Origin of the sequence: Streptomyces sp. NPDC048417 (genome assembly GCF_040651615.1) — a bacterium.
Taxonomy (GTDB): Bacteria; Actinomycetota; Actinomycetes; order Streptomycetales; family Streptomycetaceae; genus Streptomyces.
The window spans coordinates 173020-187941 of the sequence record NZ_JBEZKI010000014.1; the positions used below are offsets into that span (position 1 = coordinate 173020).

A 14922-nucleotide genomic window follows, 5' to 3' on the forward strand; every position below is an offset into this window, starting at 1 on the left:
CGGCAGTGGCGCCACCCGGCCATTTCCGTCCCCTATCGCCAGACGGACTCCACCGCCCGCCGGGCCCCCTCCAGGTCCACCGTCCGGCCCTGCTTCGCCAGCCCCGCGCCGAGCGCCGCCAGGCTCGATCGGACCGCGCCCACCGTCGCGTCCACCCCGTAGTGGTTCACCCGGATCATCTCCGCGGCCAGCGCGCCCCCGCCCGCGGCCAGCGGCAGCGTGCCGTCGTCCGCCAGTGCCCCGGCGACCAGTTCGGAGGCCACCACCCCCGAGGGCACCCGCAGTGTCGTGGCGACCGGCGCCGCGTCCGACTCCTCGTACACGTACGGCTCCAGGCCGCCGCCCAGGGCCACCGCGCCGGCCCGGGTGGCCAGCGCGGCCGTACGGTGACGGCGCATCACCGTCTCCAGTCCGTCCGCCTCGATCCGCTCCAGGCACGCCTCCAGGGCGAGCATCTCCAGCTGCGCCGGCGCGTGCAGCAGCACCTTGCGGCCGCCGTCGACCCAGCGCTCCTTCCAGTCCAGCAGCGACAGATACGACCGGCGCGGGGCCTGCGGGTTGGCCGCCATCCGGGCCCACGCTCGCTCGCTCACCGACACCGCCGAGACGCCGGCCGGACCGCCCATCGCCTTCTGCGCCCCGATCACGCACAGGTCCACGCCCCAGGCGTCCGGCAGTACCGGCTCGGCCCCGACCGAGGCGACCGCGTCCAGGTAGAAGAGGGCGCCCTGCTCCCGTACCACCGCGCCGATCTCCGCGACCGGGTTGGTGTTGCCGGTCGCCGCCTCCGCGTGCACCAGGGACACGAAGTCGATCTCCGGGTGCTCGGCGAACGCCTCCCGGATCTGCGCGGCCGTCACGGCCGTGTGGAACGGCACCGTGAGGTCGATCACCGTCGCGCCGCAGTCCCGGAGCCAGTTCCCGAAGGTCTGCCCGTAGGGGCCGGTGATCACGTTCAGCGCGGTCGTCCCCGGCCCGGCCGTCGCCCTGATCGCGCCCTCCAGTGGCAGCAGCGCCTCGCCCTGCGTGATCACGACGGTCTCCCGGGTTTCCAGCAACCGGGCCACGCGGTCCTCGATGGCGGCGAAGTGTGCGGCGCTCAGCGGGGGCAGGTCGAGGAAGGGGTGGGTCACGGCGGTGCTCTCTTCGCTCACGGAGGGGCAGATCAGCATGAGCGTAACCGGCACCCGGTGCACCCCTGGGACCGGTGGTGACCGGCGACTTCTTAGGCCGGACGGCCTCACAGCCATCGGTTTGGTTTGAGATACCCAAACATCTCCTTATAATCGGAACCCGCAGAACCGGAATCCAAAGCTCCCTCACTGCCTCACGGGAGCCCCACAGACCTACGGGAGGTCTCGTGACCACGCTCCTCGGGCGCCGCCGGGCTCGCGCCCTGGCCGCCGCCACCGCCGCGGCCGGGCTGGCCCTCGTGGCCGGCTGCACGTCGAGCGGCAACGGCTCCAGCGCCTCCAGAACGGCCGCGGGCGGGGTCGAACTCGTCAAGGCCGGCCAGCTCACCACCTGCACCCACCTGCCGTACCCGCCGTTCCAGTCGGAGATCGACGGCAAGGTGCAGGGCTTCGACGTGTCGATGATCGACCTGGTCGCCAAGAACCTCGGCGTGAAGCAGCAGATCCTCGACACGCCGTTCGAGAACTTCAAGACCGGCGCCTTCCTCAACTCCGGCGAGTGCGACCTGGCCGCGGCCGGCATGACCATCACCGCCGAGCGCAAGAAGAACGTCGACTTCTCCGACCCCTACTTCGACGCCACCCAGGCCCTCCTGGTCGGCAAGGACAGCGGCATCACCTCGCTCGCCGACGCCAAGGCCAAGAAGGTCCAGCTGGGCGCCCAGGCGCAGACCACCGGCGAGGACTATGTCAAGAAGCAGGGCTTCGACCCGGTCTCCTTCGAGTCCTCCGACGCCGTCCTCAACGGCCTGCGCACCGGCCAGGTCAAGGCCGTCGTCATCGACTACCCGGTGGTCCAGGGCTGGCTGAAGGACAAGGCCAACGCGGCCGCCTTCCAGGTCGCCGGGCAGATCAACACCGGTGAGCAGTACGGCTTCACGGTCAAGAAGGGCAACACCAAGCTCCTCGCCGCCGTCAACAAGGCGATCGCGGACGCCAAGGCCGACGGCACGTACAAGAAGCTGTACGAGAAGTGGATCGGACCGTACGACGCGGCGGCCACGTCTCCCGCAGCCTCATGACCGCCACGGACGTAGAACTCCAGCCTCGCAAGAAGGGCCTGACCCGGCGGCAGAAGCGCCGGCTGTCGCGCGGTGTGCAGTACGTCGTCTTCGTCGCCGCCGTGGTCGCCTTCGCGGTCGGCGCCGACTGGGGACGGCTGCGGAACCAGTTCGCCCAGTGGGACATCGCCCGGCAGATGTTCCCGGACGTCATCACGCTGGCGCTGAAGAACACCGTGCTGTACACGGTGTCCGGCTTCGCCGTCGGCCTGGCGCTCGGCATGCTGATCGCGCTGATGCGGCTGTCCTCCGTCGGCCCCTACCGCTGGCTGGCCGGTATCTACATCGAGATCTTCCGCGGCCTGCCCGCCCTGCTGATCTTCATCTTCATCGGGGTCGCGGTCCCGCTCGCCTTCCCCGGCACGGAGATCATCGGCGGCACCTACGGCAAGGTGGCCCTGGCCCTCGGCCTGGTCGCCGCCGCCTACATGGCCGAGACGATCCGCGCCGGCATCCAGGCGGTCCCCAAGGGCCAGCTGGAGGCGGCCCGTTCGCTGGGCTTCTCCCCGGCCCGCGCGATGGTCTCGATCGTCATCCCGCAGGCGTTCCGCATCATCCTCCCGCCCCTGACCAACGAGTTGGTCCTGTTGTTCAAGGACTCCTCCCTGGTCCTGTTCCTCGGCGTCACCCTGGAGGAGCGCGAACTGTCCAAGTACGGCCGTGACCTGGCCAGTACGACCGCCAACTCCACGCCGATCCTCGTCGCCGGCCTGTGCTACCTGCTGGTCACGATCCCGCTCGGCTTCGTGGTGCGCCGTATGGAGGCGAAGGCCCAGGAGGCCGTCAAATGAGCCGCCCCGAGATCGAGGTCAAGGACCTGCACAAGTCCTTCGGCGACAACGAGGTGCTGCGCGGCATCGACCTGGAGATCGGCCAGGGCGAGGTCGTGTGCGTCATCGGCCCGTCGGGCTCCGGCAAGTCCACGTTGCTCCGATGCGTCAACCTCCTTGAAGAGCCCACCAAGGGCCGGGTGTTCGTCGGCGGAACGGAGTTGACGGACCCCGATGTCGACATCGACGCCGTACGCCGCCGTATCGGCATGGTCTTCCAGCAGTTCAACCTCTTCCCGCACCTCACGGTGACCGAGAACCTCACGCTGCCGCAGCGGCGGGTGCTCCGGCGGGACAAGGCGCGGGCCGCGCGCGTGGCCGCCGAGAACCTGGCCCGCGTCGGCCTCTCGGAGAAGGCGGACGCCTACCCCGCCTCCCTCTCCGGCGGCCAGCAGCAGCGCGTGGCGATCGCCCGCTCGCTGTCGATGGGCCCCGAGGTGATGCTCTTCGACGAGCCGACGTCGGCCCTCGACCCGGAGCTGGTCGGGGACGTGCTGGCGGTGATGCGGATGCTGGCCCGGGAGGGCATGACCATGATGGTGGTCACCCACGAGATGACCTTCGCGCGGGAGGTCGCCGACCGGGTCGTCTTCATGGACGGGGGAGTCGTCGTCGAGGACGGCACACCGGACCAGGTGATCGGCAACCCGGCCCACGACCGCACCCGCCACTTCCTGTCCCGGCTGCTCGACCCGGCCATGGCGCAGGTGGAGGAGGAGTCCTCCGAGCAAGCGGGCGGGGCCGACTGACAGGGCCCTCGTCGCGCCCGCCCACCTGGACCTCGCCCCGGATGCCGACCCCTGCCGCATCGATGAGGTGCTCCCGGTCGTCCTAGGCTGAGGCCCATGAGCGATCAGGCGGTGCTGCACGTGAGGGGCAGGGTCCTCGTGGGACCCGAGGACGTCCGCGACGAACTGTGGGTGGTGGGCGGTCGCGTCTCCTACGACCGCCCCGCCCACGCCCGTGACATCACGACGGTCGACGGCTGGGCCCTCCCCGGGCTGGTGGACGCCCACTGTCATGTCGGCCTCGGCCCGGAGGGCCCGGTCGACGCGGCGACCGCCGAGAAGCAGGCCCGCACCGACCGCGAGGCCGGCACGCTGCTGATCCGGGACGCCGGGTCGCCCTCCGACACCCGCTGGGTCGACGACCGCGAGGACCTCCCGAAGATCATCCGGGCCGGCCGGCACATCGCCCGCACCCGCCGCTACATAAGGAACTTCGCCCACGAGATCGAGCCGGCGGACCTGGTCGCGTACGTCGCCCAGGAGGCCCGGCGCGGCGACGGCTGGGTCAAGCTGGTCGGCGACTGGATCGACCGTGACCTCGGCGATCTCGCCCCCAGCTGGCCGCGGGACGCGGTGGAGGCGGCGATCACGGAGGCGCACCGGCTCGGCGCCCGGGTCACCGCCCACTGCTTCGCCGAGAACTCGCTCCAGGACCTGGTCGAGGCCGGCATCGACTGCATCGAGCACGCGACGGGCCTGACGGACGAGCTGATCCCCCTCTTCGCCGCGCGCGGTGTCGCCATCGTCCCGACCCTCGTCAACATCGCCACCTTCCCCGACCTCGCGGCGGGCGGCGAGGCCAGGTTCCCGCGCTGGTCGGCCCATATGCGCCGACTCCACGAGCGCCGCTACGACACCGTCCGCGGCGCCTACGACGCCGGCATCCCGGTGTACGTCGGCACGGACGCCGGCGGCAGCCTCGCCCACGGCCTGGTCGCGGGCGAGGTCGCCGAGCTGGTCACCGCCGGGATCCCGCCCGTCGACGCGCTCGCGGCGACCAGCTGGGCGGCCCGCGCCTGGCTCGGCAGGCCCGGTCTGGAGGAGGGCGCACCGGCGGACCTGGTGGTGTACGGGAGCGACCCGCGCGCGGACGTACGCGTCCTCGCGTCCCCCCGTCGGGTGGTGCTGAACGGGCAGGTCGTCGAGTAAAGGAACGCCTGTGCCCGGCGACTCGAATACATTCACGGAAAGTCCACTAATGAGTGAAGTGACGGAGGATTGCCACCTGTTCACCCACAGTGCGTAATTCTTGGCGGGTCCCGAGCAAGTTTCCTCTGGGGGTCCCACCGCCTTGAACAGCGACACATTCCGTATGCCCGCACGCCGTCTCGCGACCGTCGCGACGGCCACCGCCCTGGTCGCCGGTCCCGCGGCCCTGGCCGGCGCCGGCACCGCACACGCGACCACCGACCAGGGCCGCGCGAGCGCGGTCGTCCTCCGCACCGGCCTGGACGTCTCCCTCCTCAGCAAGACCGTGAACGTCCCGCTCGCCCTCTCCCTGAACGAGGTCCAGGCACCGCGCAGCGCCGACCGCACCGCGCTGACCGCCACGCTCGACGGAGTGGACGGCGGCAAGCCGTTCAACGTCCTCGGCGCGGAGGTCGCCTCGGCGAGGGCGACGGTCTCCGACAGCCTGGCCGAGGGCTCGGTCCACCTCGCCCACGCCCGGCTGCACCTGCCCGGCCTGCCCCTGCTGTCCCTCGTCGAACTCGACACGGTCACCTCCAAGGCCACCTGCGAGACCGGCAGGCAGCCGGTGGCCTCCGCGAACGTGCTCGGCGCCGTCACGGTCCTCGGCAAGCGCGTGACACTCAGCGCGGGCGGCCCCACCGACGTCAAGGTCCCCGGCGTCGGCGAGGTCCGCCTCGACCTCTCCCAGCGCGAGACGACGTCGAACACGGCGGCGGCCAGCGCCCTCGAACTCAAGATCTCCGTGAACCCGCTGAAGCTGAACGTGGCCGACGTGGAAGGAACGTTGACCCTGGCGAAGGCGACCTGCGAGACGCCGCCGGACCCGGCCGCCCCGTCGGACCCGGCCGACCCGGTGACCGACGTCAAGCCTCAGGGCGCCTCCACGAAGGAGACCAAGCTCGCGGAGACGGGCGGGAGTTCGGTGACGCCGTATGTCGTGTCAGGAGCGCTGGCCTTGCTTCTGGCGGGCACAGGAGCGGTGACCTTGGCCCGACGCCGACGCTGACGCCCTGCTGTCCAGGGGCGCGGGGCGGTAGTCGATCCGCGGCTACCGCCGCGCGGGCGCGACCAGCCGCACTCATCCGGCACCCGGCAACGGCGCGCAGTTCCCCCTCTCCTCAGCCGCGTATCAAGGTCAGCGCCCGATCCAGCGCCAGCAGGAACCCGTTCACCGTCCCCCGGTCCCGCACGGCGACCCGCATCCACTGCTCGTCCAGCCCCGGAAACGTGTCCCCTCGGCGCACCGCGTACCCCAACACCCGCAACTGCCGGCGCACCGCGGCCGCCCCGGCCATCCGGACGAGCACGAACGGCCCCTCCGCGGGCCCCGCCACCCACACTCCCTCCGGCGCGAACTCCTCGAGTCCCGCCACCAGATGGGCCCGGTCGGCCGCGCCCCGGTGCGCCGCATGCGCCGCCTCCGCCAGCGCCCGCGGCGCCACACACGCCTCGGCCGCCACCAGCGCCGGCGCCGACACCGGCCACAGCGGCTGCGCCCGCGCCAGCTCGGCGACGGTCTCCGGCGCGGCCAGCACATAGCCGACCCGCAACCCGGCCAGCCCCCATGTCTTCGTCAGACTGCGCAGCACCACCAGCCCCGGCACATCGGTCCGTCCGGCCAGCGCCTCCCGCTCGCCCGGCACCGCGTCCATGAACGCCTCGTCGACCACCAGCGTCCGCCCGGGCCGGGCGAGCCGGGCGATCGCCTCGGCGGGATGCAGTACCGACGTGGGGTTGGTCGGATTGCCGATCAGCACCAGGTCGGCGTCCTCCGGCACGGCCGCCGGATCGAGCCGGAAGCCGTCCGACTCCCGCAGCAGCACCCGTTCCACGGTGTGCCCCGCATCCCGCAGCGCCGCCTCCGGCTCGGTGAACTGCGGATGCACCACCACCGGCCGGCGCACCTTCAGCGCACGCGCCAGCAGCACGAACGCCTCCGCCGCGCCCGCCGTCAGCAGCACCCTCTCCACCGGCAGCCCGTGCCGCGCCGCGACCGCCGCCCGCGCCGGCCGCCCGTCGGGGTAGGCGGCGAGACCGCCCAGGGACCCGGCGATCCGCTCCCGCAGCCAGGCCGGGGGAGTGTCGGCCCGTACGTTGACCGCGAGGTCGATCAGCGCGGAACCGCCGTCACGGACCTCGGCGTCGCCGTGGTGCCGCAGATCGTGTCCGTCTCCGGAGCCGCCGGAACCCTCGTCAGTGCGCATGCGCGTGCCCGCCGTGGTGATGGTGGTGCCCGTGGTCGTGGCCGTCGTCGTCGGGATGGAAGTGCGGCTGCTGCGGCAGCCCCACCTTGTCCTCGAAACCGGGCAGCGCGATCCGGTACACACACGAGTCGCAGTTCATCCGCACCTCGCCGGCGGCCGCCTCCCGGTACCGCTCCATCACCAGGTCGACCAGCTCCGGCTCGGGCCCGATGACGTCCGCCGAGCGCACCTCGGCCTCGGGGTGCGCGGCCGCCCAGCCCTCGGTCTGCTGCCGCACCCGCTCCGGCAGGATCCCGGTGAACAGGAAGTACGGGAGGACGACGATCCGGCGCGCCCCCAGTTTCAGGCACCGGTCGAGTCCGCTCGGCACGTCCGGCGCGGCCAGCGACACGAACGCCGTCTCCACACCGGCGTACCCGCGCCCCTCCCACAGCAGCCGCGCCGCCCTGTGCACCTCGGCGTTGGCGTCCGGGTCCGTCGAGCCCCGGCCCACCAGCAGCACGGTCACGTCCGCCCGGTCCATCGGGGCGCGTCCCTCGCCGGTGCCCAGCGCCTCGTCCAGCCGCCGCTCGAGGACGGCCAGCAGCGAGGGGTGCGGGCCCAGCGGACGCCCGTACGTGTACGAGATCCCCGGGTGCCGTTCCTTCTCCCGGGCCAGCGCGGCCGGGATGTCGCCCTTGGCGTGCCCGGCGGAGACCAGCATCAGCGGCACGGCGGCGAACCGTCGTACCCCCCGCTCGACGAGATCGGTCACGGCCTCGCCCAGCGGGGGCGGGGACAGCTCGATGAAGCCGCCGGCGACGGGCAGTTCGGGGTGGCGGCGCCCCAGCTCCCGTACGAAGTCACGGAACGCCTCGGCCCCGGCTTCGTCCCGGGTGCCATGGCCGGCGATGAGCAGGGCGGGCGGGGTGGTCACAGCGTCTCCTCGGAAGTGGGGTGGTACAGCAGGGCGTTGAGCGCGGCGGCGGCGACCGCCGAGCCGCCCTTCTCGGACACGTTGCTGACGGCGGGCAGCCCGCTCTCCCGCAACGCGGCCTTGGACTCGGCCGCGCCGACGAAGCCGACGGGCAGGCCGATGACGAGCACGGGGGAGGCGTCCAGCGTCAGCAGCTCCTCCAGGGCGGTCGGCGCATTGCCGATCACCCAGAGCGCGCCGGGGCCCACCTGCTCGTACGCGAGGCGGATCGCGTGCGCCGAACGGGTCAGGCCCGGACCGGACTCGGCGTCCCTCAGCCGGCACACGGTCTTCCGGCGGGTGATCCCGGCGGCGACCATCTCCACGTCCACGACGACCGGCGCCCCGGCGTGCAGCGCGGCATGCGCCTTCGCCAGGTCGCCCTCGTCGGTCACGAGGTCGGTCGCGTACTCCAGGTCGGCCGCGGAGTGGATGACCCGCTCCACGACGGCCCGGGTCAGCGGCGGGAAGTGCGAGGTGTCCAGGCGGGCCCGCAGCCGCCGGAAGGACTCCTCCTCGATGGGGTGGACGACCCGGTTCACTCGGCCCCCTCCGACGCGCTCTCCTGCCAGCGGTAACCGCGCGGGGTGACCATGCGCCCGGCGATGTTCCGGGTCGCGGTGTTGCCCACGGTCACGACGGTCATCATGTCGACCCAGGCCGGGTCCAGCGCGCCCAGGGTGGTCACCCGGCTCGACTCTTCGGGGCGCGAGGCGTTGCGTACGACACCGACCGGCGTCGTCGGCTCGCGGTGCTCGGCGAGGATCGTGAGCGCCTTCGGCAGTTGCCAGTCGCGGCCCCGGGAGCGCGGGTTGTAGAAGGTCACCACGATGTCCGCCTCGGCGGCGGCCCGCACCCGGCGCTCGATGACCTCCCACGGCGTGTGCAGGTCGGACAGGCTGATGGAGACATGGTCGTGGCCGAGCGGCGCGCCCAGGATCGCCCCGGCGGCGAGCGCGGCGGTGACACCCGGGACGCCGATCACGTCGATGTCGTCGGAGGCCTCGGCGAGCGCGGGGGAGGCCATCGCGTACACGCCGGCGTCCCCGCTGCCGATCAGGGCGACGGCATGCCCGGCCCGCGCCTCGGCGACCGCGGTCCGCGCCCGCTCCTCCTCGGCGCCGAGCCCCGACTCCAGGACGCGGGTACCGGGCCGCAGCAGGTCGCGGATCTGGTCGACGTACTGGTCGAGCCCGACGAGCACGGAGGCGCGCCGGAGTTCGGCCTTGGCGCGCGGGGTGAGCAGATCGCGGGCGCCGGGTCCGAGCCCGACGACCGCGAGCCGGCCGCGCGCGAGTCGCCGTACGACGGCACAGGTCGCCATGGCGGGCCGGCCGTTCTCGGGGGCCGACTTCCGCTTGGGGACGAGCAGTTCGCCGCCGCGCACGAGGGCGGCGGCCTCCGCGACGGACGGGGTGCCGACGGCGGCCAGGGGCGCGCCGGAGGGGTTGGGCACCGCTACCGCGGCCAACTCCTCGGCGGCGTACGTCACCAGGGGGACTCCGAGCCGCGCGGCCGCGTCGACGATGCCGGGCTCCTCGGCCTTGGCGTCGACGGTGGCGAGCTCGGCGATGCTACGAGGGGAGAGTCCCGCGTCCCGCAGGGCGCCCTCGATCAGGGTGAGCACCTCGTCGACGGGAGCGCCCTTGGAGGCGCCGACGCCCACGACGAGGGACGGCGGGCGCAACAGCACCTCGCGCTCGGCGGGTTCGACCGCGCGGTCGGTCAGCCGGACCGTGTACGCGCCCTCCCCGGCCAGCGGCAGCGGGGGCAGCGGCCACGTCAACTCGGTGCGCAGGGCGACCGGTTCACCGTCCAGCAGGGCCCGTGACACGGTCGCCACCGAGCCCTCGACCGGGAAGCCCAGGGTGTCGAGGCCGGGCAGTGAGACGGAGTCCGTCGCGGTGGTCACCACCGGCTGCGCGGCCAGTACCTCGGCCACCTCCCGGGCGAGTTCGTTCGCACCGCCGGCGTGCCCGCCGACCAGGGACACGGCGAACCGCCCGCCCTCGTCGACACACACCACACCGGGGTCGGCCGTCTTATCGCCCAGCAGCGGGGCGATCAGCCGGACCACCGCACCCGTGGCCAGGAAACACACCAGTTGCCCGCACTCCGCGAACGCGGACCGCACGGCGTCCCCGACCGGACCGTCGTACACCCGCGTGCGGTCCGGCCACGCCGCGGCCAGCCGGTCGCGTGCCGCCGCCCCCGCCGCGGTGGCGGAAATGAGGCCGATCACTGAGCAACTCCTTCTTCGGAAAGGGGGATTCGATTCCCCCACAGCAGGAACACGGGATTGGCCGCCGCCAGCCGGGTGACCTCTCCGGGCAGCGGCGTGAGACGCGAGGACTGCAGCAGCACCCCGTCGCAGGAGAACCCGGCACCGGTCAGCGCCTCGCGCGCCGCCGGCACCCGGTCCAGGGCGGCCAGCGCCACCACCACCGACCGCCGGGCCCGCAGCGCGCAGGCGCCGACCACGGCGGGCAGCTCACGGCCCCCGCCGCCGACGAACACGGCGTCGGGATCGGGGAGTCCGGCCAGGACCCCGGGCGCCGTACCGTGCACCACGTCCACGTACACGCCGTGCGCCCGCGCGTTGGCGGCGATCCGCTCGACCCCGTCCGCGGCCTTCTCCACGGCGACGACGGCCGCCCCCAGCCGGGCGCACTCCACCGCCACCGACCCGGAACCCGCGCCGACGTCCCAGACCAGGTCGCCGAGGCGCGGCCCGAGCCGGGCCAGCGCCAGCGCCCGTACCTCGAACTTGGTGATCATCGAGTCCCGGTGCGCGAACTCCCGCTCGTCCAGGGCCCATCGGGCGGGCCCGGCGGGAACACCGGCGACGGTACGCACCGCACCGAGCGCCCGCGCCGGGTCCAGACAGAGCACCACGCTGACGTCCGCTCCCCAGTCCCGGCCGGCGGCCTCGGCGGGCGTGACCCATTCGACGCGCTCCCGCTCCGGGTCACCGAGCGCGCTCGCGACGACGAGCCGCCGGTCCGCCGGCACCGCGGCCCCCAGCTCCGCCGGGCCCGCCCCCGGACCCGTCAGCACCGCCACCTTCGGATGCGCCCGGCAGACGTGGACCGCCGTACGCGGCTCCCGCCCGTGCGCGCTCACCACCACCGCGTCGTCCCACGGCAGCCCGACCCGTGCGAACGCGGCGGCGACGGACGACACCCCGGCCCGCACCTCCAGCCGCTCCGGCCCGAACCGCTCGGCCAGCGCCCGCACGATCCCGAAGAACCCGGGGTCGCCGGAGGCCAGCACGGCCACGGACCGGTCCTTGCCGGCGTACTCCTCGATGGCGTCGAGCGCGGGAGCCAGCGGCCCTAGGACGATCCGCTCGGCGCCCTCCGGCAGCCGCACGGCGTCCAGGTGCCGCCGCCCGCCGACCACCAGCTCGGCCCCGGCCAGCGCGTCCGTCGGGAGCGGCGCCCCCGTCCCGGTACCGAAGACCGTGATCACGTACTCGCCCCCCGCTCACGCAGGGCCCGCCGGGCCTGAGGGTCGGCCTTGCGGAAACCGTGGAAGTGGCCGGGGTGGTAGAGGTGCGAGCGGGTGCCGTGGGCGTCCAGGGCGGGGCCGACCAGGAACAGGGTGTGCTTCCAGAGCTTGTGCTCCTTGACCGTCTCCTCCAGCGTCTCGATCGTGCACTTCACGACCAGCTCCTCCGGCCAGGTCGCCTGGTAGGCGACGACCACCGGCGTGGACGTCGGATAGCCGCCCTCCAGCAGCTCCCGCACCAGCTGCCCGCTGCGCGCGGCGGAGAGGAAGATCGCCATGGTGGTGCCGTGCCGGGCGAACTCCCGTACCTCCTCGCCCGGCGGCATCGGCGTCTTGCCGCCGCCGAGCCGGGTCAGGACGACGGACTGGGCGACCTCGGGAATGGTCAGCTCCCGCTGGGCGAGCGCGGCGACGGCCGAGAAGGAGGACACGCCCGGCACGATCTCGACCTCGACGCCGATCCCGGCACACCGGTCGACCTGCTCCTGGGTACCGCCCCACAGGGCCGGATCACCGGAGTGGATACGGGCGACCCGCAGTCCTTGCGCCCGGGCCCGCTCGTACACGGCGACGACGTCCTCCAACGACATCGTGGCCGAGTCGAGGATCTCGGCGTCCTCGCGCGCGTGCTGGAGGACCTCCGCCTGGACCAGGCTCGCGGCCCAGATCACCACGTCGGCCTCGGCGATCGCGCGCGCGGCCCGGAACGTCAGCAGATCGGCGGCGCCGGGGCCGGCACCGACGAAGGTCACCTTGCCGGCGGGGGCGCCGCCGGAGACAGCGGCGACGGCAGCGGCAGAGGCAGCGGCATCGGCCATGGAAATTCGGTCCTCTCTGGACAAAGGGTGTTACGGGTGCTGCTGGATGTGCGCTGGGGCGGGTCGATCGGATAGCAAGGGCACATGGCGGTCTTCGTCGCGCTCGGCGCGTTCCTGATGACGCTGGCCGGCGGCTGGACGGCACAGCGCGTGACCGACCGTCGCCATCTGGTCCTGGGCCTGGCCGGCGGCCTGATGCTCGGGGTGGTCGGCCTCGACCTGCTGCCGGAGGCGCTGCGCGCGGCCGGCCGGGAGATCTTCGGCGTACCGGCCGCCCTGCTGCTCTTCGTGGCCGGTTTCCTGCTGGCCCATCTGGTGGAACGCACGCTGGCCCTGCGCCAGGCCGCGCACGGCGGCGCCGAGCACGGTCACCGGGCGCCCGAGGTGGGCCTGACGGCGGCCGGCGCGATGGTCGGGCACAGCGCCATGGACGGCGTGGCGATCGGCGCGGCCTTCCAGGTGGGCGGCGGCATGGGCGCGGCGGTCGCGCTGGCCGTGATCGCGCACGACTTCGCGGACGGCTTCAACACGTTCACCATCACCAGCCTCTACGGCAACGCGCGCCGCCGGGCGATAGGCATGCTGATCGCCGACGCCTGCGCACCCGTCCTGGGCGCCCTGTCGACCGTCTTCTTCACCATCCCGGAGACCGTGCTCGGCGGCTATCTCGGCCTCTTCGGGGGCGTCCTGCTGTATCTGGCCGCCGCCGAGATCCTCCCCGAGGCCCATCACGAACACCCCGCGCGCTCCACCCTGCTGTGCACGGTGGCCGGGGCCGCCTTCATCTGGCTGGTGGTGGGCATCTCGGGCTGAGGCGCTCACAGCTTCCCGCCTCTGCCACCGTCCCGGCGCGGCGGTGCGATGAGCGTGGAGAGATACGGCAGCGGGGAACCGTCCAGCTCGGCAGCGGGCCGGATGGACTCCTCGTCCAGCCCCAGCGCCGACCCCCACACCGCGTCCTCGATCCGCCCGGTCTCCCGCAGCGCCTCGGCGACCGCACCGGCCTGCCGCCCGAACTTGTACGCCACGACCGTCCCCGGCCCGCTCAGCGCGTCCTTCAGCACCTCGGCACCCGCCGTCACCGGCACCAGCGTCAGCGGCTCGGTCCCCTCGGTGAGCACGGCACCGGAACGGGCGGCGAGGTCCTGCATGGCGGTGATGCCGGGCACGGTCTCCACGACCACGTCCGGGACCAGCCCGGCGATGGTCTGCGCGAGGTAGGTGAAGGTCGAATAGACATTCGGATCCCCGATGGTGGCGAAGGCGACGGACCCGCGCTCCCGCAGCAACTCGGCGACCTTGGTCCCCGCCGCGTCCCAGGCTGCCTCGCGCCGCCCCCGGTCACTGCGCTCGTTCAGCGCGAACACGACCCGGACGACCTTCTCCGCGCCGACGTAGTGCAGCACGGTGGCCTCGGCACGCCCCTGCTCACCGACGTCTTTTCCCTCAGGCCCAGCCATGACGGGTACGACGACCACATCGGCGGCACGCAGGGCGTTGACGCCCTTCACGGTCACCAGCTCGGGGTCACCGGGCCCCACCCCGACTCCGATCAACCTGCTGCTGCTCATGACGTCCGGCACCTCTCCACGAACCTTCGGGCCACACCGGGCTCGGACGCCCAGTGCGTGTGCAGATAACTCGCGTGCACACCCTGCTGTACAAAACCCTCGACCCGCGGCCGGGGGGTACGTACACCCCACGCGGGCGCCGCACCGGCCCCCGGCTCGACCGCGGTCCGGTGAAACTCGTGCCCCCGCATCCGGGTCCCGGCGACGGCCAGCACACTGTCGCTCACGGCGACCGCGTCCCGGTAGCCGAGAGTCAGCCGCTCGCTCATCCGCGCCCGGACATCCAGCACGCCGCACATCGCCAGCCCGTCCAGCTCCTGGCACAGATAGAGCAGCCCGGCACACTCGGCGGCGACCGGAGCACCGCTGTGAGCGAGGGCACCGACGGCCTTGCGCAGCGGCTCGTTGGCGGACAGCTCGGCGGCGTACACCTCGGGGAAACCCCCGCCGACGACCAACCCCGTTGTCCCGTCCGGCAGTTGCTCGTCCCGAAGCGGATCGAACGGCACGACCTCGGCCCCGGCGGCGGCGAGCAACTCGGTGTGCTCGGCATAGGAGAAGGTGAAGGCGGCCCCGGAAGCGACGGCGACCACAGGCCGCACGCCCCTGCCATCCACCCCGTCCGGCACAGGCCGCGGGCCCCTGCCATCCACCCCGTCCGGCACAGGCCGCGGGCCCCTGCCATCCACCCCGTCCGGCACAGATCGCGGGCCCCTGCCATCCACCCCGTCCGGCACAGGCCGCGGGCCCCTGCCATCCACCCCGTCCGGCACAGATCGCGGGCCCCTGCCATCCACCCCG

The 14922-nt window shown here is 73.2% G+C and carries 14 protein-coding genes and 1 pseudogene; 6 read left to right on the forward strand and 9 right to left on the reverse strand.

Annotated elements, in window-relative coordinates; translation table 11 throughout:
• Positions 1-32 precede the first annotated feature (32 nt).
• The gene (locus tag AB0D59_RS23065; protein ID WP_362568545.1) at positions 33-1133 is read right to left on the reverse strand and encodes an aminotransferase class V-fold PLP-dependent enzyme; all 1101 of its coding nucleotides are present in this window, start codon (positions 1131-1133) and stop codon (positions 33-35) included.
• A 227-nt stretch (positions 1134-1360) separates the two neighbouring features.
• Here AB0D59_RS23065 and AB0D59_RS23070 point away from each other — a divergent pair, with 227 nt between their 5' ends.
• The 5 genes from AB0D59_RS23070 (at position 1361) to AB0D59_RS23090 (ending at position 6069) form a co-directional block, all read left to right on the forward strand.
• Positions 1361-2215, forward strand: a complete 855-nt coding sequence (locus tag AB0D59_RS23070) for a transporter substrate-binding domain-containing protein (RefSeq protein WP_362568283.1) — start codon at positions 1361-1363, stop codon at positions 2213-2215.
• Positions 2212-3045 (forward strand): amino acid ABC transporter permease, encoded by an 834-nt coding sequence (locus AB0D59_RS23075; protein WP_362568286.1) that lies wholly within the window; start codon positions 2212-2214, stop codon positions 3043-3045. The genes AB0D59_RS23070 and AB0D59_RS23075 overlap by 4 nt, the downstream gene beginning before the upstream one ends.
• Complete coding sequence (locus AB0D59_RS23080; protein ID WP_362568289.1) at positions 3042-3833, forward strand: amino acid ABC transporter ATP-binding protein; 792 nt, start codon at positions 3042-3044, stop codon at positions 3831-3833. Before AB0D59_RS23075 ends, AB0D59_RS23080 begins: the two co-directional genes overlap by 4 nt.
• Before the next feature lie 96 nt (positions 3834-3929).
• Positions 3930-5021 carry an amidohydrolase family protein gene (locus AB0D59_RS23085; protein ID WP_362568292.1) on the forward strand — a complete coding sequence of 364 codons (1092 nt, stop codon included), beginning with the start codon at positions 3930-3932 and terminating at the stop codon, positions 5019-5021.
• Between the two features lie 142 nt (positions 5022-5163).
• Positions 5164-6069 (forward strand): SCO1860 family LAETG-anchored protein, encoded by a 906-nt coding sequence (locus tag AB0D59_RS23090; RefSeq protein ID WP_362568295.1) that lies wholly within the window; start codon positions 5164-5166, stop codon positions 6067-6069.
• A gap of 112 nt (positions 6070-6181) precedes the next feature.
• On the opposite strand, the gene cobC is transcribed toward AB0D59_RS23090, so the two are convergent.
• The 6 genes from cobC to cobM are packed head-to-tail and all read right to left on the reverse strand — an operon-like array spanning position 6182 to position 12550.
• Positions 6182-7267 carry an Rv2231c family pyridoxal phosphate-dependent protein CobC gene (gene cobC / locus AB0D59_RS23095; RefSeq protein ID WP_362568298.1) on the reverse strand — a complete coding sequence of 362 codons (1086 nt, stop codon included), beginning with the start codon at positions 7265-7267 and terminating at the stop codon, positions 6182-6184.
• Positions 7257-8183 carry a sirohydrochlorin chelatase gene (locus AB0D59_RS23100; RefSeq protein ID WP_362568301.1) on the reverse strand — a complete coding sequence of 309 codons (927 nt, stop codon included), beginning with the start codon at positions 8181-8183 and terminating at the stop codon, positions 7257-7259. The genes cobC and AB0D59_RS23100 overlap by 11 nt, the downstream gene beginning before the upstream one ends.
• Positions 8180-8764, reverse strand: a complete 585-nt coding sequence (locus AB0D59_RS23105) for a precorrin-8X methylmutase (RefSeq protein WP_362568304.1) — start codon at positions 8762-8764, stop codon at positions 8180-8182. The genes AB0D59_RS23100 and AB0D59_RS23105 overlap by 4 nt, the downstream gene beginning before the upstream one ends.
• The gene (gene cobJ / locus AB0D59_RS23110; RefSeq protein WP_362568307.1) at positions 8761-10464 is read right to left on the reverse strand and encodes a precorrin-3B C(17)-methyltransferase; all 1704 of its coding nucleotides are present in this window, start codon (positions 10462-10464) and stop codon (positions 8761-8763) included. The genes AB0D59_RS23105 and cobJ overlap by 4 nt, the downstream gene beginning before the upstream one ends.
• Positions 10461-11693 carry a precorrin-6y C5,15-methyltransferase (decarboxylating) subunit CbiE gene (cbiE, locus tag AB0D59_RS23115; RefSeq protein ID WP_362568310.1) on the reverse strand — a complete coding sequence of 411 codons (1233 nt, stop codon included), beginning with the start codon at positions 11691-11693 and terminating at the stop codon, positions 10461-10463. The genes cobJ and cbiE overlap by 4 nt, the downstream gene beginning before the upstream one ends.
• On the reverse strand, positions 11690-12550 hold the full coding sequence (gene cobM / locus AB0D59_RS23120) for a precorrin-4 C(11)-methyltransferase (RefSeq protein WP_362568313.1): 861 nt from the start codon (positions 12548-12550) through the stop codon (positions 11690-11692). Before cobM ends, cbiE begins: the two co-directional genes overlap by 4 nt.
• Before the next feature lie 84 nt (positions 12551-12634).
• Here cobM and AB0D59_RS23125 point away from each other — a divergent pair, with 84 nt between their 5' ends.
• On the forward strand, positions 12635-13363 hold the full coding sequence (locus AB0D59_RS23125; RefSeq protein ID WP_362568316.1) for a ZIP family metal transporter: 729 nt from the start codon (positions 12635-12637) through the stop codon (positions 13361-13363).
• 5 nt (positions 13364-13368) lie between these two features.
• Here the strand turns inward: AB0D59_RS23125 and cobI are convergent, their stop codons facing one another.
• Together cobI and AB0D59_RS23135 are read right to left on the reverse strand one after the other, a co-directional pair.
• On the reverse strand, positions 13369-14133 hold the full coding sequence (cobI, locus tag AB0D59_RS23130) for a precorrin-2 C(20)-methyltransferase (protein ID WP_362568319.1): 765 nt from the start codon (positions 14131-14133) through the stop codon (positions 13369-13371).
• Positions 14118-14726: pseudogene (locus AB0D59_RS23135) on the reverse strand (cobyrinic acid a,c-diamide synthase); the annotation flags it as partial. The gene cobI and the pseudogene AB0D59_RS23135, both read right to left, overlap by 16 nt.
• Positions 14727-14922 lie beyond the last annotated feature (196 nt).

Excerpts from the sequence above, each read along its gene's own strand:
- AB0D59_RS23080 (WP_362568289.1), top strand. The coding sequence starts at position 3,042 with ATGAGCCGCCCCGAGATCGAGGTCAAGGACCTGCACAAGTCCTTCGGC.
- AB0D59_RS23075 (WP_362568286.1), top strand. The coding sequence starts at position 2,212 with ATGACCGCCACGGACGTAGAACTCCAGCCTCGCAAGAAGGGCCTGACC.
- AB0D59_RS23085 (WP_362568292.1), top strand. The coding sequence starts at position 3,930 with ATGAGCGATCAGGCGGTGCTGCACGTGAGGGGCAGGGTCCTCGTGGGA.
- cobM (WP_362568313.1), bottom strand. The coding sequence starts at position 12,550 with ATGGCCGATGCCGCTGCCTCTGCCGCTGCCGTCGCCGCTGTCTCCGGC.
- cobC (WP_362568298.1), bottom strand. The coding sequence starts at position 7,267 with ATGCGCACTGACGAGGGTTCCGGCGGCTCCGGAGACGGACACGATCTG.
- AB0D59_RS23125 (WP_362568316.1), top strand. The coding sequence starts at position 12,635 with ATGGCGGTCTTCGTCGCGCTCGGCGCGTTCCTGATGACGCTGGCCGGC.